At 56.3% G+C, this 20959-nt stretch carries 19 protein-coding genes and 1 tRNA gene; 8 read left to right on the top strand and 12 right to left on the bottom strand.

From position 1 onward, the window contains the following. Positions 1-21 precede the first annotated feature (21 nt). Positions 22-1683: a glucose-6-phosphate isomerase gene (gene pgi / locus ACGK9W_RS20230; protein ID WP_104271513.1), complete on the top strand. Its 1662-nt coding sequence runs from the start codon at positions 22-24 to the stop codon at positions 1681-1683. On the opposite strand, the gene folK is transcribed toward pgi, so the two are convergent. Further along, on the bottom strand, positions 1666-2190 hold the full coding sequence (gene folK / locus ACGK9W_RS20225) for a 2-amino-4-hydroxy-6-hydroxymethyldihydropteridine diphosphokinase (RefSeq protein WP_008169659.1): 525 nt from the start codon (positions 2188-2190) through the stop codon (positions 1666-1668). The genes pgi and folK overlap by 18 nt on opposite strands. After that, entirely contained in the window at positions 2190-2546 is a 357-nt protein-coding gene (gene folB / locus ACGK9W_RS20220) for a dihydroneopterin aldolase (protein WP_041644908.1), read from the bottom strand. Before folB ends, folK begins: the two co-directional genes overlap by 1 nt. A 140-nt stretch (positions 2547-2686) precedes the next feature. Here folB and plsY point away from each other — a divergent pair, with 140 nt between their 5' ends. Beyond that, entirely contained in the window at positions 2687-3277 is a 591-nt protein-coding gene (gene plsY / locus ACGK9W_RS20215; RefSeq protein WP_273070082.1) for a glycerol-3-phosphate 1-O-acyltransferase PlsY, read from the top strand. A 3-nt stretch (positions 3278-3280) separates the two neighbouring features. Here the strand turns inward: plsY and tsaD are convergent, their stop codons facing one another. Continuing rightward, a complete protein-coding gene (tsaD, locus tag ACGK9W_RS20210) occupies positions 3281-4336 on the bottom strand; it encodes a tRNA (adenosine(37)-N6)-threonylcarbamoyltransferase complex transferase subunit TsaD (RefSeq protein ID WP_104271583.1) in 1056 nt (351 codons plus the stop codon). Positions 4337-4574: 238 nt separating this feature from the next. Here tsaD and rpsU point away from each other — a divergent pair, with 238 nt between their 5' ends. The 5 genes from rpsU to ACGK9W_RS20185 all read left to right on the top strand — a co-directional run bounded on the left by rpsU (position 4575) and on the right by ACGK9W_RS20185 (position 10360). Then, the gene (gene rpsU, locus ACGK9W_RS20205) at positions 4575-4790 is read left to right on the top strand and encodes a 30S ribosomal protein S21 (RefSeq protein WP_007153483.1); all 216 of its coding nucleotides are present in this window, start codon (positions 4575-4577) and stop codon (positions 4788-4790) included. Positions 4791-4939: 149 nt separating this feature from the next. Then, the gene (dnaG, locus tag ACGK9W_RS20200) at positions 4940-6667 is read left to right on the top strand and encodes a DNA primase (protein ID WP_273045089.1); all 1728 of its coding nucleotides are present in this window, start codon (positions 4940-4942) and stop codon (positions 6665-6667) included. A 133-nt stretch (positions 6668-6800) separates the two neighbouring features. After that, on the top strand, positions 6801-8648 hold the full coding sequence (gene rpoD / locus ACGK9W_RS20195; RefSeq protein ID WP_288367466.1) for an RNA polymerase sigma factor RpoD: 1848 nt from the start codon (positions 6801-6803) through the stop codon (positions 8646-8648). A 255-nt stretch (positions 8649-8903) separates the two neighbouring features. After that, positions 8904-8980 (top strand) — tRNA-Ile (locus ACGK9W_RS20190). Positions 8981-9328: 348 nt separating this feature from the next. Further along, positions 9329-10360 carry an SDH family Clp fold serine proteinase gene (locus ACGK9W_RS20185; RefSeq protein ID WP_405418427.1) on the top strand — a complete coding sequence of 344 codons (1032 nt, stop codon included), beginning with the start codon at positions 9329-9331 and terminating at the stop codon, positions 10358-10360. A 90-nt stretch (positions 10361-10450) separates the two neighbouring features. On the opposite strand, the gene ACGK9W_RS20180 is transcribed toward ACGK9W_RS20185, so the two are convergent. The 9 genes from ACGK9W_RS20180 to ACGK9W_RS20140 form a co-directional block, all read right to left on the bottom strand. Further along, positions 10451-10678 carry a hypothetical protein gene (locus tag ACGK9W_RS20180; protein WP_405418425.1) on the bottom strand — a complete coding sequence of 76 codons (228 nt, stop codon included), beginning with the start codon at positions 10676-10678 and terminating at the stop codon, positions 10451-10453. Next, entirely contained in the window at positions 10648-11136 is a 489-nt protein-coding gene (locus ACGK9W_RS20175; RefSeq protein ID WP_405418423.1) for a hypothetical protein, read from the bottom strand. The genes ACGK9W_RS20180 and ACGK9W_RS20175 overlap by 31 nt, the downstream gene beginning before the upstream one ends. Before the next feature lie 13 nt (positions 11137-11149). Next, positions 11150-11623: a DUF5681 domain-containing protein gene (locus tag ACGK9W_RS20170; protein ID WP_405418421.1), complete on the bottom strand. Its 474-nt coding sequence runs from the start codon at positions 11621-11623 to the stop codon at positions 11150-11152. A gap of 34 nt (positions 11624-11657) precedes the next feature. Beyond that, positions 11658-12392: a hypothetical protein gene (locus ACGK9W_RS20165; RefSeq protein WP_405418419.1), complete on the bottom strand. Its 735-nt coding sequence runs from the start codon at positions 12390-12392 to the stop codon at positions 11658-11660. A gap of 389 nt (positions 12393-12781) precedes the next feature. Next, a complete protein-coding gene (locus ACGK9W_RS20160; protein ID WP_405418418.1) occupies positions 12782-14233 on the bottom strand; it encodes an AAA family ATPase in 1452 nt (483 codons plus the stop codon). A 190-nt stretch (positions 14234-14423) separates the two neighbouring features. After that, a complete protein-coding gene (gene istB, locus ACGK9W_RS20155) occupies positions 14424-15164 on the bottom strand; it encodes an IS21-like element helper ATPase IstB (RefSeq protein ID WP_053112996.1) in 741 nt (246 codons plus the stop codon). Beyond that, positions 15151-16656 (bottom strand): IS21 family transposase, encoded by a 1506-nt coding sequence (istA, locus tag ACGK9W_RS20150; protein ID WP_082640780.1) that lies wholly within the window; start codon positions 16654-16656, stop codon positions 15151-15153. Before istA ends, istB begins: the two co-directional genes overlap by 14 nt. An 820-nt stretch (positions 16657-17476) precedes the next feature. Next, complete coding sequence (locus ACGK9W_RS20145) at positions 17477-17677, bottom strand: helix-turn-helix domain-containing protein (protein ID WP_374787664.1); 201 nt, start codon at positions 17675-17677, stop codon at positions 17477-17479. Between the two features lie 327 nt (positions 17678-18004). Beyond that, entirely contained in the window at positions 18005-19318 is a 1314-nt protein-coding gene (locus ACGK9W_RS20140) for a tyrosine-type recombinase/integrase (RefSeq protein WP_405418416.1), read from the bottom strand. A 696-nt stretch (positions 19319-20014) separates the two neighbouring features. Between ACGK9W_RS20140 and ACGK9W_RS20135 the strand changes: the two genes are divergently transcribed. Then, a complete protein-coding gene (locus ACGK9W_RS20135; protein ID WP_405418414.1) occupies positions 20015-20782 on the top strand; it encodes a PEP-CTERM sorting domain-containing protein in 768 nt (255 codons plus the stop codon). Positions 20783-20959 lie beyond the last annotated feature (177 nt).

Raw genomic sequence — 20959 nt, 5'->3', positions numbered from 1 at the left:
CCAACAGAAAAGGAACCTCTGATGCCCGCACATCCTGAAGTACTGACCTCGAAACCCGAATGGCAGACACTGAAGGAACATCGGCAACGCCTGGACGGCGTTCTCATGAAGGACCTGTTCAACCAGGATCCCGGGCGGGCAAAGCGTTATTTCATTGAAGGCGCAGGGCTGTCACTGGATTTTTCCAAGAATCGGATCACTGACGACGTGCTCGACGCGCTTCTGGCACTGGCCAGCAGCTGTAACCTGGAAGCACGGCGGGAGGCCTTGCTCAGCGGAAAGAGAGTCAACGTTACCGAAGATCGCCCTGCCCTGCACACGGCATTGCGCAACCCGGGAACCGACGCCATCACCGTTGACGGCGAAAACGTGGTCGCCGAGGTGCAGCGCACCCTGCAACGCATGGAAACCCTGGTGGAGGAGGTGTTGGGCCAACACCGCACCGGGTACACCGGCAAACCTTTCACCGATGTGGTAAGCATCGGTATCGGCGGCTCCTACCTGGGCCCGAAGCTGGTTGGCGAAGCCCTTCAACCTTACGCCCAGGCCGGCATTCGCTGCCATTACGTGGCCAACATTGATGGCACCGAGATTTGCGAGGCTCTGCGCCAGGTCAATCCGGAAACCACTCTGTTCCTGATCCAGTCCAAGTCATTCCGCACGCAGGAAACCCTCGAGAACAGTAAAGTCGCAAAACAGTGGTTTCTGGATCATTGCGGGGATGAACAGGCCGTCTCGCAGCATTTCATGGCCGTGACGGCCAATGTGCCGGCGGCGCAGGACTTCGGTATCGATCCGGAGAACGTCTTCCCGATGTGGGACTGGGTCGGCGGCCGTTATTCACTGTGGTCAGCCATCGGCCTGCCCATTGCCTTTAGCGTTGGCATGACCAACTTCCGGGCCCTGCTGGCCGGCGCCCATGCCATGGACCAGCACTTTCGTGAAGCGCCGCTGGCAAAGAATCTGCCGGTGGTTATGGCCATGCTGGGCATCTGGTACACCAATTTCTGGGCAGCCGAGACCCACGCGATACTGCCCTACGATCATTACCTGCGCAGCCTGCCAGACCACCTCCAGCAGCTGGATATGGAAAGCAACGGCAAGAGCGTTACGCAAGCGGGCACCCCACTCGCCTGGCAGTCCGGCCCGGTGATCTGGGGCGGCGTCGGTGCCAATGGCCAGCACGCCTATCACCAACTGATCCACCAGGGCACCCGCCTGATTCCGGCGGACTTCATCATACCTCTGAAAACCCACAATCCGGTGGCCACCCATCACGCCGACCTGTTTGCCAACTGCCTCAGCCAGTCCAGGGCCATGATGGCCGGAAAATCACTGGAAGAAGCCAGGGCCGAGCTGAAAGCCGAAGGACGGGATGAAAGCGAGATTGAACAGCTTGCGCCACACAAGGTGATCCCAGGCAACAAGCCAAGTAACACGCTGACCATGGAGAAGGTGACACCCGAGACTGTGGGCGCGTTGATCGCGCTCTACGAGCACCGCACCTTTGTGCAGGGGGTTATCTGGGACGTGGATTCGTTTGACCAATGGGGTGTGGAACTCGGCAAGCAACTGGGTAAAGGCATCCTGCCGCGGCTATTGGGCGAGGAAGATGGCACCCAGGCCAGCGACAGCTCGACCGATCACCTCATCGAGCTGTTCCGCTCAACCGGCAGCGTGTGAAATCTGCCGACCCTGCCAGCTGAAGCCCACCGGCCAGAGCTTCTGGCCAGTGTCGTACTCCCGCCATAGCTGGCCATAGGTTTTGCCGCACACCGGGTGCTCTGCTTCAGGCGCTATGTCGGCCAGTGGCCGAAGCACGAAAGCGTTTTTCAGGATTTCACCCCTTGGCAGTTCAACGCCATCGATGCGCCCGACGGCACTGCCATAGGTGAGAATATCGAGGTCCAGCGTTCGCGCACTGAATTTAGGCACATCCCGACGCCGGCCGTTGTCCGCCTCCAACTGTTTGAAACGCTTCGAAAGCTCGGCAACCGACAGGGACGTATCCACGCCCACTACGAGGTTCAGGAAGGGCGAGCCATCAAACCCGACCGCTTCGCTGTCGTAGACCGGGGAGATAATCAGCTCGCCAAACCATGCCGAGAGCGCATCGAGCGCTGCCCTGACGTAGCGTTCCCTGTCGACATTGCTGCCAATACTGATGTAAACCCGAACGGCCGCTGCCATCACCGGACTCCCCTCTCGATTTGCACACCCACCGCCTGTGCCGTAGGTACGGCCCCCGGCTTGCGTATCGCCAACCGAAGCCACGTGATGCCAAATTCATCCTGCAAGGCTTTGGCGAGCACCTCAGCGCCGTGCTCAAGCAGTTGCGGCCTGAGTGCCTGCAGACAGGTCTCCACCCGAGCACTGACGGCCGCATAATCCAGGGCATCGGCGACATCGTCTGTTCGACCCGGCACCCGGTTATCCCAGGCCATTTCCAGATCGATCACCAGGTCCTGGGTGACTTCCCGCTCCCAGTCATAAACGCCGACCACAGTTTCCACAACGAGGCCTTCGATCAATACAGTGTCTGCCAAGGGTACTCCGGAGTTCTTCCACTCTTTGGTGATTGAATAACGCACAACCAGGGGATACTGTGAAGAGCATGGCCCGCGTTTTCAGGGCGGGCATTTTCGCACATATTGGTTGTATACGTCTTTGCTTCCGAGCCCACAGCATGTTTCCCAGTGACCCGGTTTTAACGGTTTTACTCTGCGCCGCCGCTTACCTGGCAGGTTCCGTGCTGTTTGCCCTGCCGGTCTGCCAACTCTGGAAACTCCCGGACCCACGGGCGCAGGGTTCAGGCAATCCCGGCGCCACGAATGTCTACCGAACCGGCGGGTGGCCGCCAGCGTTACTCACGCTTGCGCTGGATGCGGCAAAAGGCTGGTTACCCGTTTGGCTGGCCCATGCCGCCGGTCTTTCCGTAATGGTTCAGGCTGTCGTTGCCCTGTTCGCCGTCACCGGCCACATGATCCCGATCTTCTATCGATTCAAGGGTGGAAAAGGGGTCGCGACGGCGCTCGGGGCCGGTCTTGCGCTGGCGTCGGTCACAACGCTGCTGATGGCCGCTACCTGGATGCTGGTGATCTGGCGCTGGCGAATATCCGCCCTCGCCTCACTGATAGCCATTGTCTGCGGCCCGCTGATCAGCGCCTTCCTTGAACCGGAAACCCTGCCACTGTTCGGCCTGCTCGCACTTCTGATCGTGGTTCGCCACCGCAACAACCTCATCCGGCTCGCCCAGGGACGGGAAGCCGGACTTTAACGATCAGTCCACCAGACCGGTTGAACGAGGTTCGTTAATGGGCGGCAGCGTGTTCATTGGCCACCGGGGCACTGCCACAATCCGCTCGCCGTCCTGCTGGCCGGCCTTCATGCGCTGGGCACCGGCGTAGGCGATCATTGCACCGTTATCCGTACAGAATTCCGGCCGGGCGTAGAAAACGTGGGCTTTGAGTTTGTCGGCCATTTTTTCCAGGCCCGCCCGTAACCGTTTATTGGCACTCACCCCTCCGGCTATGACCAGCCGCTTGCAGCCTGTCTGTTCCAGGGCCCGGCGGCATTTGATAGTGAGCGTATCGACCACGGCGGCCTCGAACGCCAGGGCAATATCCGCGCGGGTCTGGTCCGTCAGCCCCTCCGCCTCACGAGCAGCATTCACGGTATTGAGCGTGAAGGTTTTCAGGCCGCTGAAGCTGAAATCCAGGCCGGGACGGTCAGTCATCGGCCTCGGGAACCGATAACGGCCCTCTGTGCCTTTTTCCGCCAGCGCTGCCACCCGCGGGCCACCCGGGTAGTCCAGACCGAGCATCTTGGCGGTCTTGTCAAAGGCCTCACCCGCGGCGTCGTCTACTGATTCTCCCAGCATTTCGTATTCGCCAATACCATCAACCCTTACCAACTGGGTATGGCCACCCGAAACAAGCAGTGCAACGAAGGGAAACGCGGGTGGATTATCCTCCAGCATGGGCGCCAGAAGGTGGCCCTCCATGTGATGCACACCGAGCACCGGCACTCCAAGGGCAAACCCCAGCGAATGGGCAACCGCGCCCCCAACCATGAGCGCGCCGACCAGGCCCGGACCCGCGGTGTAGGCAATTCCCTCTATATCGGCACGGCCTTTACCGGCATCCGAAAGCACCTGATCGCAGAGGGGCAGGAGCTTGCGAACGTGGTCACGGGACGCCAGTTCAGGGACGACACCCCCGTAATCAGCATGCATGTCGATCTGGCTGAACAGGGCGTGCCCCAGAAGGGCCGCTTCCGTGTCGTAAAGCGCTACACCAGTCTCGTCGCAAGAGGTTTCGATACCTAGAATCAGCATAATTTCGGGCCACATTGGTTGGCAGAAATGAAAACGACGCGCATTTTAGCAGAAACCCGAAACCCACTGGCAGATTCATCGAACAAACATTGACCTTGCCATAACGCAGGCGCTATCATTGCCGCCCTAAAATATGCACTGGTCGAGTTTTAGCCAATCTGACCAGGAATCGAGAACCGGTCTGGCCTCGCCAGACGGACAAAATTGAAACCGAATCTATCAGGTAGGTGATTTTCGAATGCCAGCTGTTAAAGTGAAAGAGAATGAACCGTTTGACGTAGCACTGCGTCGCTTCAAGCGTTCCTGCGAGAAAGCGGGTGTACTTTCCGAAGTACGTCGTCGTGAGCACTACGAGAAGCCGACCGCTGTTCGTAAGCGCAAAGCAGCCGCTGCCGTTAAGCGTCATCTCAAGAAGCTTCAGCGGGAACAGCGCAAGTTCGAGCGTCTGTACTAAGTTTTATCTGACGCCGCTTGACTGCAAAGCACTGATTGCCTGTACAGCCGCAGGCTGCACAGAGCGACTCAAAAATGCCGCCGAGGCCTGGCTTCGGCGGCATTTTTGGCTATTGGCCAACTCCGATGAAGGCCTGATGTGGAGCCCCCATGAGCGGACTGATCCCTCAACAGTTTGTTGAAAACCTGCTGGATCGTATCGACCTGGCGGAACTGATCGGTTCACGCATCACGCTCAAGAAGGCCGGCGCTAACTACAAGGCCTGCTGCCCGTTCCACGACGAGAAAACACCCTCGTTCAACGTTCGGCCAGACAAGGGCTTTTACCATTGCTTCGGGTGCGGCGCCCATGGCGATGCCATCAGCTTTGTCAGGGAGTTTGAAGGCCTGGGTTTTACCGAGGCGGTAGAGGAACTGGCCAAGCGGGTTGGTCTCGAAGTGCCCTACGACCGGGCGGCAAAACAGGAAATCCAGCAGGCGCGAACGCTGACCGATGCACTGGACTTTGCCAGTCGCTTCTATCAATCAGCGCTCAAAGGTCAGCAAGGTGCCTACGCACGGGACTACCTGCAACAAAGGGGTCTGGATAACGCCATCATCGAGCAGTACCAGGTGGGCTATGCGCCCTCCACCGGCACGGCGCTGTTTGATGTTGCCAGCAAGGACCTGCAGGGTCCGCTGATTGAAACCGGCACGGTTTCCGACAAGTACGGCAAACCCAGGGACCTGTTCCGCAACCGGGTGATGTTCCCGATTCGCAATAGCCGGGGCAGAACCGTGGCATTCGGCGGCCGCACCCTGGGCGACGACAAGGCGAAATACATCAACTCCCCGGAGTCGGATGTGTTTCACAAGAGCCGCGAGATTTACGGGCTTTTCGAGGCCAAACAGGCCATCCGGCAGCTGGACAAGCTGCTGGTGGTTGAAGGCTACATGGATGTGATCGCCCTCGCCCAGCACGGCATTCACTATGCGGTTGCGACGCTGGGCACAGCAACGAACCAGGACAGTCTCACAGCGTTATTGAAGCAGGTCAGACACATCGTGTTCTGCTTTGACGGCGACCAGGCGGGCTTCCGGGCCGCGGACAAGGCCATGGAAAACGCACTGGAACTTATGGCCGATGGCCTTCACCTCCAGTTCCTGATGCTGCCCCAGGGCGAGGACCCGGACACCCTCGTGCGCAAGGAGGGGCCGGAAGCGTTCCAGAAGCGCATTGAAGGGGCAACGCCTCTGTCCCGCTATCTGTTTGATCGGCAGAGTGAAGGGCTGGACCTGCAACTGCCAGAGCATCGGGGCGAATTGCGAGCCAGGGTCGAACCGCTGCTCAACAAGATGCCCAGAAGCACCCTCCGGGATGCCATGTGGCACGAAATGCTCCGCCTTTGTGGTGGCCGGAACCAGTGGCAGAGCCGCCAGCAGGGGCAGAAAGGGCGCTGGAACGGCGAGCGACGGGATCGGGTGTCCGAGGATCGAATTGATGTGAAACTCAGCAAGGACAGCATTCTGTGCCTTGCCCTACTGGAAGCACCGGACCTGGCTACCGAGGTCACCGAGCTGGCCCGCAGCTCCCGACAATTCAATCAGGCCCGGAATTTTGCCGAGTGGATTCTGGCAAACGACATCCGGGACAGGAAAACCCTGGTGCGTACGCTGGCACTGGACAGGGACGCTCGTGAGCGCTTCTACCACCTGTTTGACGGGATCGAGCATATTCCTGCGCGGGAAAGCACACTGGCCGCCGCCCGTGAGCTTCTGAGCCCGAACGAAGAGGCATCCCGCCAGCAGCGGCTTGCCACACTATTGAGAAATCTGTCGAACCTCACAAGCGAGGAACGACAGGAGCTGAGGGCCCTGAGCAGCGGCACCGGGGACTAGCAGCACTTGAAACTTGAGGCACTGATCACCATCTAACCTTTGAGCCTAGGCTCCTTGGTGGCAGAGCAACTAAGCGACAGCTATAATGGCTGTTTAACTTTTTTCCTTCTAAAAGCGAGTTTACAGGGTGTCTATGTCAGGCAATTCGCAAAAATCACGTTTGAAAGACCTCATTGCACGAGGCAAGGAACAAGGTTACCTGACTTACGCCGAGGTAAACGACCACCTCCCGGAAGACATCGCCGATCCGGATCAGGTCGAAGACATCATTCGCATGATTAACGACATGGGTATCCAGGTGTGCGAAGAAACACCGGACGCCGATACCCTGCTGATGACCGAGGGTGACTCCACCGCTGACGAAGCCGCCGCCGCTGAAGCCGCTGCCGCTCTGGCCGCTGTTGAGACCGACGCCGGCCGCACCACGGACCCTGTGCGCATGTACATGCGTGAAATGGGCACCGTTGAGCTGCTGACCCGCGAAGGCGAAATTGTCATCGCCAAGCGCATCGAAGAAGGCATCCGCGATGTGATGGCCGCTGTTGCCCACTTCCCGGGTACCGCCGGCACGGTGATCCAGGCCTACGACCGTATTCTCGAAAACGAAGGTCGCATCAGCGACATCGTAACGGGCTTCCTCGATCCGGACGACGCCGAGCCGTTCATGGGTGAGGAAACCACCACCGAGAGCTCCGACGATTCCGATTCCTCTTCCGACGATGACGACGATTCCTCCGAAGAAGAAACCGATAACGGCCCGGATCCGGAAGAGACCCGTCTCCGGTTCGAACTGCTCAACGAAAAGCTGGATGCCGCGAACAAGGCCCTGGCCAAGCACGGCCGTTCCGACAAGAAAACCCAGGAAGCCCTGAACGAGCTGGGCCAGGTGTTCGCACCGTTCAAGCTTGCCAACAAGGCGTTTGACGAGCTGGTCAACGTGGTTCGCTCCACCAATGACCTGGTTCGAGAAAACGAACGCGCGATCATGCAGATCTGTGTTCGCGAGTGCAAAATGCCCCGCAAGGACTTCATCAAGTCGTTCCCGGGCAACGAGACCAACCTGGATTGGGCGGAGAAGATCGCCAAGAGCAAGAAGCCATACGCGGCGCCCATGGCCGAGCGTATCGACGAGATTGTTCGCCTGCAGAAGCGGATCCAGAACGTGCAGACCGAAGTGGATCTGGACGTGGCTGACATCAAGGAAATCAACCGTCGCGTCTCCATCGGTGAAGCCAAAGCCCGCCGTGCCAAGAAAGAGATGGTCGAGGCCAACCTGCGTCTGGTTATTTCCATCGCCAAGAAGTACACCAACCGTGGCCTTCAGTTCCTGGATCTGATTCAGGAGGGCAACATTGGCCTGATGAAGGCCGTGGACAAGTTCGAGTATCGCCGGGGCTACAAGTTCTCTACATACGCCACCTGGTGGATTCGTCAGGCCATCACCCGCTCTATCGCGGACCAGGCCCGCACCATCCGTATTCCGGTGCACATGATCGAGACTATCAACAAGCTCAACCGTATCTCCCGCCAGATGCTGCAGGAGATGGGCCGCGAGCCCACGCCGGAAGAACTGGGCGAGCGCATGGAAATGCCGGAGGACAAGATCCGCAAGGTACTGAAGATCGCCAAAGAGCCGATCTCCATGGAAACCCCGATCGGCGACGACGAAGACAGCCATCTGGGCGACTTCATCGAAGATATCCAGGCCCTCTCCCCGGTGGATTCCGCCACCGCCGAAGGCCTGCGCGAAGCCACCCGCTCGGTACTGGCCGGCCTTACCGCCCGCGAGTCCAAGGTGCTGCGGATGCGCTTCGGTATCGAGATGAACACCGACCACACCCTGGAAGAAGTCGGCAAGCAGTTCGACGTAACCCGGGAGCGGATCCGTCAGATCGAAGCCAAGGCCCTGCGCAAACTGCGTCACCCTTCGCGCTCCGATCACCTGCGCGGCTTTATCGACGACCAGGGCAATCAGGGATAATTTCCCAAACAGTAGCGGGCGCCACACCTCACCGGTATAATGGCGCCCGCTTTGTTTCCCCCTCCGGAAACACCTCTCAAAACAGCGTTCGCTGAACGGGCCTATAGCTCAGTTGGTTAGAGCAGGGGACTCATAATAGAATGCGCTAACGGCTGGACCGGGGAAGGAAGTAGAGAAAATACAGTCGCTTACCCAAAGGCAGGGAATTGAGCGGCAGCACCATGTAAAAGGTGTGTAAACGTTTTACAAAGTTTCGGGCCTTTAGCTCAGTTGGTCAGAGCAGGCGACTCATAATCGCTTGGTCGCTGGTTCAAGTCCAGCAAGGCCCACCACTACAACCAGTAGATTTCGAGCTGCTTAGCGTATATTGTTCAATAGCGGACGTTGACCAATATGTGCTACCTTAACGTACAAACAACAATTAAAAGCGGCTCACAACAGGAGGTGAATAGCATGAGCGGACTGTTGAGCACTCTGCAGCACGAAAAAAATACACTCATGGAAGTGTATGAAAGCTCAAGGAAGGATGTGCTAGATGAAGCAAGCCTCGTCGATATTTACCAGAGGCACTTCCGTACCCAAGCTCCCCCAGTAACAGAGCAACCTCCGGTTTTTGAGAAGGTATCTCTTGCTGACCCCACGATAAAAACATTCTTAAGATCAACAACTGACTGCTAATTATGCCGGGATGGAATACCGTATTAGGTGAAATTGGAAAGCGCCAACAGGATGGCAGACAAGCCATCGACTTGGTACGCCGAAAGTACCTCAAAGCACTCCATAAACATACCGGACGAAACGTCATCGCTTATTACTCGGGCTGGCTAAACCGCCCGAGCAACACCCCCAACCTTCAAGTTGGCGACGACGACATGAACGCCTTTATGGCGTCAGTGCATAAGCTCAAACGTGAAGATGGGCTAGACCTGATATTACACACCCCGGGGGGTGATATAGCCGCAACGGAATCACTCGTTAAATATCTTTGGACGATGTTTGACAAAGATATTCGCGTGATCGTCCCACAGCTTGCCATGTCAGCCGGAACGATGATTGCCTGCTCTTCTAGAGAAATCGTAATGGGCAAGCAGTCCAGTTTAGGGCCTATCGATCCACAGATATTTGGCATGCCGGCACAGGCTATCCTCGACGAGTTTCAGCTAGCTGTTGACAGCATTAAGGCCGACCCGTCAAGCGCCCCTCTTTGGCAGCAGATTATTTCCCGTTACCACCCTTCATTTCTGGTAGAGTGCGTACAAGCTATCCGGTGGTCCAAGGAAATGGTCGAGGCGTGGTTGCTCGAAAACATGTTTCAGAATGACCCCGCCCATGCTCAACAGGCTAAGGACATTGTTGCGTTCCTAAGCGACCATAAAAGTACCGCGACGCACTCTAGGCACCTCCCTGTTTCAAAATGCCAAGAAATTAACCTGAATGTATCTATGCTTGAGGATGACAAAGAACTGCAGGATCTTGTTCTTACTGTCCACCATGCATACATGCATACTTTCTCGATGTCTGCAGCCATCAAGATAACGGAAAATCATTTAGGTGTCGCGACGGTCCTGATGGGCACTCACCAAAATAACCAGCAGCCTAATCCTCCCGGGCATGCCGCCTCAGAACAGCGAATCCCGATCCCACCAGGCGTTGCACTTCCTGAACAACAACGCCAAAAACAACAAGGTCCAGCGGAACACGAAGAGAAATGACAGTCGATCGCTAAGCTTCGCAATAAAGTCTTCGTAAAATCCAGCATCGCGCTTGACCTTAAAATTATAGCCGAGCCAGAATTCACCTGATTAACAGCTAGCTAAAAACACGATCTGATACAAGTCTCCCTTGTCGTACTCAGGCGGGCAGTCCTTCTTGATGTTCGCTTTCAGCTCGGCTTGCATGTTGCTGGCAATCGCTCCCCACTCGTCAACGGGCATCAATTCCGGGAACAGTGCCACGACTTTTCTTTGACCACGTGCCTGCTCTAAGGCCTCCAGCCGCTTCAGTGTACTTGCCGGAATTCGTGCCCGCATTGACCCTCCTCCTTGGCTGCTTCGTACAGCATTGCAGTCACTTTGACACGCACCGCCTGGAACGGGTGATGCTGAGCCAGAAACTCTAGTGGCCCGTACTCGGGCGCGAGATAACCGCTTCCAAAGCGCCGCACCTTCTGCGCTGGCACTGCGCAAAGAATCACCTCGGCTTTTAGTTCAGGGTCGAGATGCTCCTTAATAATCTCAAAGTGAACTATCCCAGTAGGTGCAGCGCCGACAAATACATGCCCGTCCTCACGCTGGATGAAATAAGCGTATTCAGTCGGCCCATTATGGTCGTGATGAAGCATTCCATTTTCCCGATATGCTTGTGTGGACTTTAATTCGTCATACAAGCCCGTAGGCAGCATCCGGTCTTGATACCTGATTATGTTGAACGGCTCCATGCCTGTTGTTGGAACACGCAGTTCCTTCGTTAATTCTCTCTCAAGTGGCATCACAGTCACTCCTTTATCGGTGTTGCTCAAGAGCGGCTAGGCGCTGCTCAAGCTCGTCGATCTGCTTAATACCCGCCAGCGTGGCAATGGACTCAATAATTTGCTTGCCTACGTCCGGCGATACTTCACCATTGGCGATACTCTGGAGGACTGCCTGCACTTGCTCTGTCATCGGTGCAGACGCGTCGAACTCAAAGTTGACCTTCTCCGCCTGTGCTTTGAGTGCTGGCGCTATGCGGGACAAGACCAACGAGGCGGCTTGCACGTCACCCTTCAACGCAGAGTCAATCACCACACGCACAACCTTGTCCGCATCGTCTTCAAGCATCTTGGTCACTTTGAAGCGCCGGTCCACTTTGCCCTTTGGACGCCCGGCAGGGTTCGGTGAACGCCCTCCACGCTTCCAGTTCGGGTTACCGGCTTTAGGTGCGCCTGGATCAGGCTTCCAGTTCTCCAACCACTCCGGCTTGCTTTGTGCGTTATTCATGTTGAATCCTTTGATCTAATCAAGGCTGGAACAATTAGGCCTCTGCGGCAGGGTTGAAGTCCTTCATCACGAGTGCCGCCTCAGCCTCGTTGGTGGCGGCTTGCAGATGCTCCACGTCACGGCGACTTGCTCCGACTGCCTTTTCCAGCTCTTGCAGCAATGCCGGATGTGCGCGTTGCAGCTTCTCCCGCGTGGCCTGCATCACCTTCAGTCGCTGGGCCATCTCGGGGTTGGTCGCTTCGTGATACTGGCGTGTGAAGTGGGTGTGTTCGATATCTGAAAGGCCGCTCAGGTATGGGGGCGCACCTAGAATGGCTCCGGCTGTCGTAATGTCGCCGCTCTCAATGGCCACAGTTAGTAGCTTCACACGCTCATCCCGGCTGAGGGCTTTTGAGTGAGCGCGAATCTCGCCGTTCACACTTCCAGCGCCCGCCTGCTGCTGTAGTGGCTGGGAAAGTTCCTGTTCGGTGTGCTGAATTGCTTTGTCCAATCGTGACCAGGACGACTCGAACTGCTTTTGCAGTTTCTCGGAATACTTGTCGGCAAGCTGGGCAGTCATCAGAACCTTGGCGCGGGGCGTGCGGCTCTCATCAAGGTTCAGCTTTTGCCTTGCTTCAATCACTGCCGCGACAGATTGTCTGCTGGCGTCCAGCACCGTAGCAGCGTCTGCTACGTATCCCTTTGCCGCTTCATATCCGTCAATACTGGTAATGTTCGCCGGATGCAGTGTCGGAGAAACTGTCAGTTTTACTTCGCCGTCGATAGCCATTTTGGCGCTCCTGTAGGTGTGAAAAGTTATTTAGCAAGTACAAGCATGGGATAGATCAAAAGACACCTACAAATTTATTTATTAAAAACAAATATCTACAATCGAAAAACAATTTCTACCCATCCAACTACTCGTTTCTGGTTCAGCGACGAAAGCCAGTTTTCCCGCCTTTTGGCCACAGTGGTACAGCGCCCTGCCCGAGCAACGCCCTGAGCCGTGATTCCCTGCCGATTTTCCGGCTCTGACCATGCGGCCTAGGGGGTGCGTTAAGGAGGGCGCGTTGTATAGGGTTAACGCACTAACGCACCCCCTCGGGGGTGCTGTGCGTCTGGTGCTGTGCGGTGGGGGCGTTAACAATCCCCAACGCCCCGACAACGCACCCCAACGCACTAACGCGCCCCCATTGACTCAACTGCTCGAAGAAACGTGTTCCCTCCTTTCTTTTCCTGTTGCAAGCGTCTCTCAGAGACAAGTCGAGTAATCGCATCCCTCAGCCCTTTCTGCGAGAGCTGCCTTTGAGCCCCCATTAGTTCTCGCTGAGCCTCAAGAGAGCGACCGCTCACCAAGGTTCCTTTTTCAACCTCTTTCCTCACCCACTCCCAGACAAAGTCGTCATCAGCGGCAGCATGTGCAGCGTGGTCAACATCGTCCCGCTCCTCGGCGGGTCCAATGACGCAAGAGGTAATCGGCTCGCCGTATTCGTCGTGCATGAGAAACACCGGCTTGAGATCGAACGGTGCGCCCAGTCCGTCTTGTCCGTCTTTCGCTTTGGTGAGTTTCCATGATCTGGAACCACTGCCCGCCTTCGTTACCTCAATCGCCGCATCAAGTGCCCCGTTAAGACCAGACCAACCCCGCAAACCTCGCTCCCTGTCTTTGCCAGTGTGGTGGACGACGAGGATGCAGCCGCCCACCTCATACTGGATGGCCTGCAATTCCGAAATGAGCTTGCCCATCCCTTCGCTGCTGTTCTCATCAATACCTGGGGCACTGGCTGCGAGGGTGTCGATACACAGAACACCGCTCGTCAGCAGGTGCTGCCGGAGAACATCAATCAGCGCCTCTCGGTCGGCGGGTTCCACAAGACTGATCGTGGGAGCTTCGATAAAGCTGATCTGATCAAGCGCCCAATACTCGCGCTGGAAAGCCATCACCCGTTGAGGTACGCCGTGTGCCCCCTCGAACGCCACATAGGCGACTGGCGATGGCCTGACCCTGTGGCCAAACCAGTGCTGACCGGAAGCAATGTGGGCCAGCATATCCAGCGTGAGAAAGGACTTGCCGCAGGCAGGTGGGCCATAGAGGGCCGCAAACCCTTCTTCTGGCAGAATGCCGCTGATCCGCCAACGGACAGGGGGACGCTTAACCAACTCAGCAGCCGAGAACACCTTGATACGGCTTTCTGCCCTCGCCTTGTTGCGTGCCCGCTGTTCTTCCTGCTGTCTTTCGAAGTTCTCAAGGAGTGCCGCAGCCATTAACTGACCGTGTTCGACCCTCTGAGCATTCCGGGAAGAATCGGATGCCTGCATCGCTCTGACATAGGCGATTGTTCTGGGCAGGTAGTCCTTGCGTTTCGCCTTGTCGCGCTGCCCAAGCTCCGAAGCCAAGAAGAGACGCGTTAGCTGCTCGTTGTTCGGCGTGTAATGGGCAAGCATCTGCAACAGGGATTCGTCTGCCTTGCTGTGGTCGGTATGGCCGATCTCCGCCCAGTCGCCGTTATAGTGAGCGCAGATCTTCCCGCCGTTCTCAGCCCGAAAGGCCCGCTGCAAAATGGACTCGTCAGGCTCGACGGCGGGAGCATCAGGGAGCGCCTCAAACTCGGCTTCTTTCCCTCCGATCATGTTGGCGTATTGCTTGACGAGGTGGTCTCGGTTTTCAATTGGCTTGGGATTCACCATATGACCAGTGCAGATGATGAATCGCTCTTTCGAATAAACCTCAACCCCTCCGCCTCTGCGGCCTGCACCAACTGTCAATGGCCATTTATTTTGACCCACCTTTGGCCAATAAAATTGACCCACCTTTCATAGTCTATCTTGTGGCTTTTTGCTTCAGTCGATAGCTTTCTCCTCCCAACATAAAGATGTGCGAATGGTGGATGACCCGGTCAATGATCGGCACCGCCACGTTGTCGTCGTGGAAGAACTCGCCCCAACTGGTGAAGTCCTTGTTGGTGGTCAAGATGATCGACCGGTATTCGTACAGGCTGTTGATCAACTGGAACAGATTGTAGCGGGCCTGCCGGGTCATGGGCAGGTAACCCAGCTCATCAATGATCAGCAGGTCGTATTTGGCCAGGGCGCTGACCCGTTTTTTCAGCTCACCCTTCATCTCGGCCAGTTCCAGCTCTTCCACCAGATCCAGGGCATTGCGGAACAATACCCGGTAACCAGCTTCCACTGCCTTGTGGCCAATACCGATGGCCAGGTGGGTCTTGCCCACACCCGGCGGGCCAATGAACACCAGGTTGTTCCGTTCGTCGAGGAACTGGAAGTCCAGCAAGGCGTTCACCTGGCGTTTATTAATGGTGGTCTGGTGCCGGTAGTCGAAGCCCTCAAGGCGCTTCTCGGCGGGGAACGCGGCCATCTTCCGATTCCGGTGGATGCGCTTGTCCTGCCGTTGAACCAGTTCGTGTTCGGCAAGCCGATCCGCGAAGCTGAGATAGGACATCTCGTTGGCTTCTGCCTCGGCCAGCAGGTTGATTAGTTCATCGGCGGCTGCGCTCAGGCGCAGGCTGCGGTAACGGGCTACAGTCTGTTCAAGCTGGCTCATGGGTCACCCCCTGGCCACTGGAGCGGCCAAGACGCTGGTAGGCGCTCAGATCCAATGCCTGCTTGGGTTCCGGTAACGATTCCGGCTGTCGCTCCCGCAGAACGGCCGCCTGGGCTGCTTCCAGGTAGTTTTGCAGTCGTGTGGCCGTCATGCCGGGGCGTTCTGCCAGCGCTGTGATCAACTCTGGATCCACCGGCGCATGGCGCTTGAGCAGGTCACGGGCAGCCACCAACTGATCCTTGTAGATCTTGGGCTCGGAGCGCTTGAGCTGCTGACACAACCGGTGCCCGGTCTCGTCGCTGATCAGGGCGTTGATACCAGCTTCCAGCTTGTTCACGCGCTGGGCATGATCCCGGTAGTGATGGGTGTTCTTGATCACCTTGCCCTTGTCGGCGCACAGCGCATGACTGGCAATGACTTCGCCCGTGTTCAGGTCGCTGATATGGAGTTGACTGCCGGACTCCAGAACGCCCACCCGGGCCTGCTGCCAGGCCATGGGCACGGAGTACTTGTTGGCCTTCCAGGCGATCAGGCCGGTCTTGTCCACCTGCCGTGTCTCGCGGGCCACAGGCTGTACGCAAGCCGGTGACAGGTAGGCCTCCAGATGTTCTCGCTCATCCCGTTCGAAGCGTTCCCGCGGTGGTTCGCCGGTGGTGCCGTGGATGCGGACATTGGCCACGCTCTCAACCCAGTCCTGCACGTGCTGACGCACGTGTTCCTGATCCCGGAAGACTTCACCGTAGAGGCAATCCTGCTTGACGTACTTAACACCGGCTTCCACCTTGCCCTTGCTCTCCGGGTCATAGCCTTCGCAGGCATGGATCCGGAATCCAGCCGTGGTGGCATACTCATGAAACCGTTGGTTGAGCGTCAGTTCGCGGTACTGTTCGTTGATCACCACCAGCTTGGTCTGATCGTAAACGCACTCATCCGGCAGGCCACCGAAGTACCGCAGGGCTTCGTCATGGAGCTGGATAAACGTCTGGGTATCCAGCGGGCGGAAGGCCAGGCCCACGTACATCAACCGCGAGTACGACAGCACGAACACCACAAAATGCAGCGTGCGTTCTTCGCCACCGATCAGCACGCCGCGCAACTCACCGGGGTCCACCTGACACTGAACACCGGGCACATCCTCCAGAATGGGCTCGTAATAGCGCATCTGGGCCGAGGCCACTTCCTCCTTGAGCACTCGCACATAACGGCGAATGGAACGGTCTGAGGCCGGTAAGTCGCCGACCTTTGCCTGAAGCTTACGGGCAATCTTGACGGCGCTGAGCTTGGGGAATTGCTTGAGCAAATGCACCAGATAATCCCGGTGATCATCGAGGCGCTTGGTGCGTGAGGGATCTTCAATCTGTTCTGAAATCGCGTTCTCATTCATCCGCAGATACTTGCGGACGGTATTGCGGGACAGCCCCAGTTCCTGACTGATGGCGCGGATCGACAACCCTTTGCCGTTATCGTGCAGTGCCTTGATTTTGTGTATCACAACCCACTCCTTCACTGACATGCCCCCGGCTATCGATAAAAGCGGGGGACAGTAGCTGGTTCTGTGGCCTGACGGCCACCCGGGGGTGGGTCAAAATAAATGGCCAGTAGTGGGTCATTTTAATTGGCCACTAACACCAACGTCGCCCTCAACCCAAATGTGATAACCAGCGCCCGACCGGCTGTGCTCCGTATAGGAATCGAAAGTGGTGATTGTGTCGGTGCAGTGCTGGAGGAAATCAGGCGGGGAGTCCGGCTTTATATCAAGGTCGATGCACGTAAACGGGTCAGCCTCATGGAGCATGTACCCGACGTGCCACCCTCGCTGACTTGCCGCTGCACATGCCGTATCAAAGTCAGTCCAAGTGGCGGGGTTCGTCGAACTGGCTAGACTGCCATCGGGCCTCCTCGGCGTTTTATCGGGTGCAGCCAAGCACCACTGCGGCCTTTCCCGCAATCCCTGCGGTATGCTCGCCCACTGCTCGGGCTGTGCTGGCACTGTGGCCACGCTTGCAGGCTCACCGCCCCCAATGTACTGGTGACCGTCGCTCTCGGCCTGTGTGTCGTTGTGCGCGGCTGCGCAATTATCAAACATCGGCGCCGGTGGCTGCCCTATAGTATTTTCGCTTGGCATTACTAATCACTCCTGTCGAGCAAAGGGCTGCCGGAACACGCCACCGCATTGTGAAAACAGTGCGTTCCGGTGGCCCTTTTTCTTGAATTGTTTACAGCGCAGTTACTCGACCCGTCAGGAGTGACGGCAAAGGGTTGGCGCACTTCTATAATTTGCGAAAGGCACATAGTTACACCCATACCTTGCGCTAATAGGATTGGTGGCCTTGATGGCTCGTTCCGGTGCGGGCTTGCTGATCCAAGTATTCGAGCAGGTCAGCTTCGGCATAGCGCACCAGCTTTCCGATTTTACGGAAACGAGGTCCACGCTTTAGGTAGCGCCATTGGTTGACGGTGTTGGGCGAAAGCCCGAGGAAGGTTGCAGCTTGTTCCGTGGTGAGCAGCTTCATGGCAAGACTCCGAATCTTGCCTACCGCTTTTTGAGATATTGGGAGCGGCAGGCGAATGCTTGCCGTCTGGGATTTATTATGGTCACTCGGCCACTGACGGGGACGGCCTGTGTCCGGTGTCCTGGGAGGCTGGCTACTCTTGCTCCACCGGCTGGGGTTACGTCACAGGTTCTTCGTTATAAGGCGCTCTGTGCAGCCCCTTGCGATATGCGTACTAACGTAACTTTATACGTGCAGATACGCAAGCAGTTTCCGCTTTATTTTACTTTAATATCAATTAGTTAGTGAACAGGCGTTACTGTAATGCAACACCTGTTCACCCATCCTCTATGCCTTCATAGGCACCACGTTGTCACCCTTCGCCGCTGCCCGCGCCGCGCTGCCTTGCCCCGTAATCCAAGAGCCTATCTTTTGAGCGGCAGGCATCAGTATTGACGGGTCGGGGTTGTTCTCGTAGTTCGTCCCATGAACGTCACTGGCGAGGTGGTTTGATAACTGCCTGCGCTGATCGGAATCAACGCCCACAATCTGCGCCACATCCAAGAACGTGCGCCTCAGTGCGTGAGGGTGAATGTGATCCCCTGCAATATCTGAGACTTTCTTGAGTAACGCCCTCGGGTCTTTCAAGTATCCGGTCTTACCCCGCATGGCGGGAAACACGTAATCATTCCCCTTACGGCGTGCCTCGTTACGGCGAGTCAGAACCGCGTGCAGCGCATCGCTGATCGGCAGTGTAATCGGATTGTGGTTCTTCGTTATATCAAGGTAGAAAGTCGGCACGTCAGCATCGAGCTTGACCCTGTTCCAGGTCAGCATACTGGCCTCGGAAACCCTTGCTCCGGTCAGCAGCATAAAGGCGATCATGTCGGCGCTGGTGCAGGTTGTGGCTATATTCCTATCTGGGTCGCCGTAGTCCTCAAGCATCGCCCACACCGCGCCGATCTTCGCCTTCGGGATACGGCTGTCCCTCGCCTTCTCAGGATTCCACTGCACCAGTCCGCCTTTTCGGATGGCCATTGAAACGGGGTTGACGGGCAGAATGGTATAGGTGCCATCCGGTGCTGCATATTTCTCCCGCGCCCAATTCAGCAAGGCCTTTAAGTAGCGGAACGATTGGTTCGTCTGTACGGGGGCGGACTTGGAGAGGTCGCGGAACTTCAGCACGACCGCATCACGCGTAATTGTGGCCACAGGTTTGTCAGCCCAGTCCGAGAACGTGTTCTCCACACAGTAGCGGTAATCCGCCTTGGTACTGGGGCGGAGCGGGCCGTTTTTCGTCCGCTTGTGCGCCACGTAATCCTCCATGATCTGGCGGAGGGTTTCGCCTTGCGCCAAATTCTCTTGCTGGCGCTTCTTCTTTTCATGGAGCGGGTTTATCCCTTTCCGCATCATTGCCCGAACCTTGCCCGCTTCCTCCCGTGCATCGGTGTGGGTCATTTCTTCTATGGGGGCTAGCGTAAAGCGACAGGACTTATTGTTGACCCGCCCCTGCACTATCCAGCTCCGTGATCCTGCGGCAGTAATGCGAAGTCCAAGACCCGGCGTTTTGTCCCAATAGATGCTCTGCCCGCTATCTGGTGTCGGGAACTTTGCCTCTGAGGCTGCGGCGGTATTGGTGATGCTGTATTTTTTGACGGTCATGCTCGCGCCCTCCAGTGAGTACCCACATGGGCGTCGAATCCAGTTAGAATGGTCATATCGGCGTTGCTCCTGCTAGTCGGAACGTCGGTCACGCGGTCGGGACTGTTGGCGCAGTCGCCGGCCGCTCTCGTTTGCGTACACGAAACTCCTTGTAAGCGTCATGTACGCGTTTTTAGTATAACGACGAACTAGCACAGATTACTATGTATAAATGCAAAGCACTGATTTATATAGGATAGTATGTTTACATGGAAGGAGGTATAACGAGGCATAACGCCAGCCCAACTAACTCATAATCCCTTGGTCGCAGGTTCGAGTCCTGCTGGGCCCACCATTAGCAACAGCAATAAAGCCCGCCGGGTTTTCCCAGTATTTCGAGCAGGACACCGCCAAAACCATGGCGGAATCGGGGCTTTCCATATTAAGAGCCTTGCTGAGTTTTATTGACTTAACCGTCGACAAATTTTACAGACCCTTTCCCCAGACTGTTCTTGTTCTTAATGAAATCATTTAAAGACAACCAGATATAATTTCTGGCGCGATCTCTGCTTGCTCTAACTGGCAATGCCGGCTTTTAAGGAATAAGGCCGTCCAAGGCGCCATCCTCAAGCATCGAACTCAGGGTTTCAGCAAGCGGTTATGCTTTCACGGACGAGATGCCCAACTGAACCGAGTAATTGAACGCAGGTGATCGATATGAACAGGGAATTAAAGGGAGTTGGTTTCAGTGCGGTGACCAGTTTGGTTTTGACGTCACACACGAGTTTAAATTCACACTTCTACCGTAAAGTGCAAACAATGTTTAAGAAAATCCTACTCATGTTGCCATTCCTTGCTTTTGCAGGAACGGCTCATGCAGGTCCCATCACCTTCGACTTCTCGTGCGACCCAAGCTTAGGCAGTGATTGCGCCGGGGATGAAGGGGGCTCGATTACTATAGATTACACCGATAACGGCACTTTTTTTAGGTATGACATTACTATCGACAATGTCTCGACGAATGCGCTCGTCACCGGTTTCGGTTTTGATTTCACACCGGATTTCGTAATCGCAAACATGAGTAACTTCTTGATCAAACGTTTAGAATCTGATGGCACCAGTTTCACAGATGTTACCAACAAATGGGAAGTCAAGGAGGGTACGCAAAGCGTCAGCAGTGGCAACTCTTTCGACGGTATTTCTCTTGAGTTCATTGACTTCGATGCTGGACGGGGAGCGGGCGGCAGCATTGATGAATTCGGTATCGGCAATTTTGAGGAGTTGGACGCCGAAATCAGCTTCAACTATACGTCGCTACTGACAGCTAATGGTGCTCTGATGAGATTGCAGCGGACCGGGGAAGACGGCGGAGGCAGCCTCAAACTCGTTGGTTCGACAGTAACGGTACCCGAGCCAGGCACTATTGCACTGTTAGGGTTGGGGCTTGTTGGGCTAAGCGTCAGACGTCTTTTTACCCGATCCTAAGTTAGGATAAAGAAGTGAATTTTGGCCCCGCGAACCGGGGCCTTTTACTTGATTTTTGAATATCCATTTCAGGTCTCAAAGCAATCAGCCTGTAAAACCACAGTGAGAGAGCAGCAAGCCTTGTTGTGTCAGCATTATTTACAGCCTGACACGCCCCCCCCATGGTTTTTCCGCCAA

Source organism: Marinobacter flavimaris, from assembly GCF_045057155.1.
Classification (GTDB): Bacteria; Pseudomonadota; Gammaproteobacteria; order Pseudomonadales; family Oleiphilaceae; genus Marinobacter; species Marinobacter manganoxydans.
The sequence above is the reverse complement of the archived record's forward strand: the minus strand, read 5'-3'. Positions and strand labels throughout refer to the sequence as shown.

Bases quoted from the DNA above. Each gene is read 5' to 3' on its own strand.
- tsaD (WP_104271583.1), bottom strand. From the start codon at position 4,336: ATGCTGATTCTAGGTATCGAAACCTCTTGCGACGAGACTGGTGTAGCG.
- pgi (WP_104271513.1), top strand. From the start codon at position 22: ATGCCCGCACATCCTGAAGTACTGACCTCGAAACCCGAATGGCAGACA.
- ACGK9W_RS20180 (WP_405418425.1), bottom strand. From the start codon at position 10,678: ATGCGGGCACGAATTCCGGCAAGTACACTGAAGCGGCTGGAGGCCTTA.
- ACGK9W_RS20165 (WP_405418419.1), bottom strand. From the start codon at position 12,392: ATGGCTATCGACGGCGAAGTAAAACTGACAGTTTCTCCGACACTGCAT.
- rpoD (WP_288367466.1), top strand. From the start codon at position 6,801: ATGTCAGGCAATTCGCAAAAATCACGTTTGAAAGACCTCATTGCACGA.
- istB (WP_053112996.1), bottom strand. From the start codon at position 15,164: ATGAGCCAGCTTGAACAGACTGTAGCCCGTTACCGCAGCCTGCGCCTG.
- ACGK9W_RS20185 (WP_405418427.1), top strand. From the start codon at position 9,329: ATGCCGGGATGGAATACCGTATTAGGTGAAATTGGAAAGCGCCAACAG.
- ACGK9W_RS20160 (WP_405418418.1), bottom strand. From the start codon at position 14,233: ATGATCGGAGGGAAAGAAGCCGAGTTTGAGGCGCTCCCTGATGCTCCC.
- dnaG (WP_273045089.1), top strand. From the start codon at position 4,940: ATGAGCGGACTGATCCCTCAACAGTTTGTTGAAAACCTGCTGGATCGT.
- plsY (WP_273070082.1), top strand. From the start codon at position 2,687: ATGTTTCCCAGTGACCCGGTTTTAACGGTTTTACTCTGCGCCGCCGCT.
- ACGK9W_RS20145 (WP_374787664.1), bottom strand. From the start codon at position 17,677: ATGAAGCTGCTCACCACGGAACAAGCTGCAACCTTCCTCGGGCTTTCG.
- ACGK9W_RS20175 (WP_405418423.1), bottom strand. From the start codon at position 11,136: ATGCCACTTGAGAGAGAATTAACGAAGGAACTGCGTGTTCCAACAACA.
- rpsU (WP_007153483.1), top strand. From the start codon at position 4,575: ATGCCAGCTGTTAAAGTGAAAGAGAATGAACCGTTTGACGTAGCACTG.
- folK (WP_008169659.1), bottom strand. From the start codon at position 2,190: ATGGCAGCGGCCGTTCGGGTTTACATCAGTATTGGCAGCAATGTCGAC.
- ACGK9W_RS20170 (WP_405418421.1), bottom strand. From the start codon at position 11,623: ATGAATAACGCACAAAGCAAGCCGGAGTGGTTGGAGAACTGGAAGCCT.
- ACGK9W_RS20135 (WP_405418414.1), top strand. From the start codon at position 20,015: ATGAACAGGGAATTAAAGGGAGTTGGTTTCAGTGCGGTGACCAGTTTG.
- ACGK9W_RS20140 (WP_405418416.1), bottom strand. From the start codon at position 19,318: ATGACCGTCAAAAAATACAGCATCACCAATACCGCCGCAGCCTCAGAG.